Source organism: Sphingomonas silueang (assembly GCF_040049155.1).
Lineage (GTDB): Bacteria > Pseudomonadota > Alphaproteobacteria > Sphingomonadales > Sphingomonadaceae > Sphingomonas > Sphingomonas silueang.
The window spans coordinates 1-1,749 of sequence record NZ_JBDZDK010000079.1 but is presented as its reverse complement, the minus strand read 5'-3'; the positions used below and the strand labels follow the sequence as shown (position 1 = coordinate 1,749).

At 65.5% G+C, this 1,749-nt stretch carries 1 protein-coding gene; it reads left to right on the top strand.

The window, feature by feature from the left end; translation table 11 throughout:
- Positions 1–109: 109 nt before the first annotated feature.
- The gene (locus ABLE43_RS23115) at positions 110–1,525 is read left to right on the top strand and encodes an ISNCY family transposase (RefSeq protein WP_047867320.1); all 1,416 of its coding nucleotides are present in this window, start codon (positions 110–112) and stop codon (positions 1,523–1,525) included.
- The last annotated feature ends 224 nt before the right edge of the window (positions 1,526–1,749 follow it).

Below are 1,749 nucleotides of genomic sequence, written 5' to 3'. Positions count from 1 at the left end.
TGTAGGTGCTAAGTAGAAATGACACTCCTCCGCTAGATAGAAAAGGCACAACGAGTGCCAGCGGGTCGCCGGTGTCATGGCCATCCTCGGCAGCGAGGATGTGCAAGCGATGACGGTGCTGACAATGAGTGCTGCCGAGGTGAGCCGGTACGACACGCTGATGCGGCTCGACCGCGGTGAGATCAGGGTGGCGGACGCGATGGCGCTGCTGAGGCTTGAGCGTCGACAGATCTACCGGTTGCTGGAGCGACTTCGGCAGGACGGCGCAGCCGGGCTCATATCCCGCAAGCGTGGGCGTCCGAGCAACCGGCGTTACGGCGATGCCGTTCGTGATCAGGTCGTCAGCCTCGTGCGCGAGCAGTATAGCGGCTTCGGGCCGACGCTCGCGCGCGAGTATCTGGCCGAGCGGCACGGCATCCGAATCTCGTGCGAGACGCTGCGGCAGATGATGATGGCAGCGGGGCTGTGGAAGGACCGCGCAGCGCGCCGCCCTCGCCCGTACCAGCCGCGTTATCGGCGGGACTGCCGCGGCGAGCTGATCCAGGTCGACGGGTCCAAACACTGGTGGTTCGAGGACCGGGGCCCGCAATGCACGCTGCTGGTCTATATCGACGATGCGACCAGCGAGCTGATGCACCTGGAGATGGTGGAGAGCGAGAGCACCTTCTCGTATATGCGGGCGACGCGCAGCTATATCGAGCGCCATGGCAAACCCGTGGCCCTTTACTCCGACAAGCACAGCGCGTTTCGCAACAACACGGCCTCGGCGAACGGGGACGGCATGACCCATCTCGGGCGGGCGTTGCACGCGCTCAACATCGAGATCATCTGCGCCAACTCGCCGCAAGCCAAGGGGCGCGTCGAGCGCGCGAACGGCACGTTGCAGGACCGGCTGGTCAAGGCGATGAGACTGGAGGGCATCTCCACCATCGACGAAGCCAATGCCTTCCTCCCCTCCTACATGGCCCGGCACAACCGGCAGTTCGCCAGGACCCCGTTCGACCCGCGCGATCTGCACCGCCCGCTGGCGCCGCACGAGAACATCGAGGCAGAGATGGTGTGGCGCGAGCAGCGCACGGTGACCGCGGCGCTGACGCTGCACTACAACAAGGCGCTGTTCATCCTGGAGCCGAACCGGACCAGCCAAGCGCTGGCGCGCAAGCGGGTGGAGGTTTGCGAGTATCCTGACGGACGGATCGAGATCCGGCACGACGGGCAGGCCTTGCCCTATCGCGTGTTCGACAAGATGCGGCGGGTGAACCAGGCAGCAGTGGTCGACAACAAGCATCTCGACGCGGCGCTGGCGATGGCGCGGCTCCTGCAGGAAACGGCGCCACACCACCGCAAGCGGAACAACAACGAGCCGGCGCGGACGGCGCAGACTGGCGGCATGTTCGCCGCGTCGGCTGTTGCGACCGCATCGAAGGTGGATCGCCGCACGCTCTGCACGCCGAAACTGAAGCGCGGGCCGCGCCTTTCCGAGACGGAACTCGTCGCGCGCGGACTGGCCGAATACGCTGGCTGAGTCCGGGTCACGCCACCCCACCCCAGGAACCTGCCTGACTGTCTGCATTCTGGTGTGACCGAGCCCGCTGCTGGCGCAGCGGGTCCGTCGCCCTTCCCTCGAAACTCACCGCATCAGCGGGGTCAGCGCTGCGCTTGTGGATGGCTCCACGCTGCCCCCGCTGCTACCAGCCGTGTGTCATTTCTATTTGGGGCAGAATGTGTCTTTTCTAATCAGCGGGAACA

Coding starts and splice junctions, on each gene's coding strand:
- ABLE43_RS23115 (WP_047867320.1), top strand. CDS start 110: ATGACGGTGCTGACAATGAGTGCTGCCGAGGTGAGCCGGTACGACACG.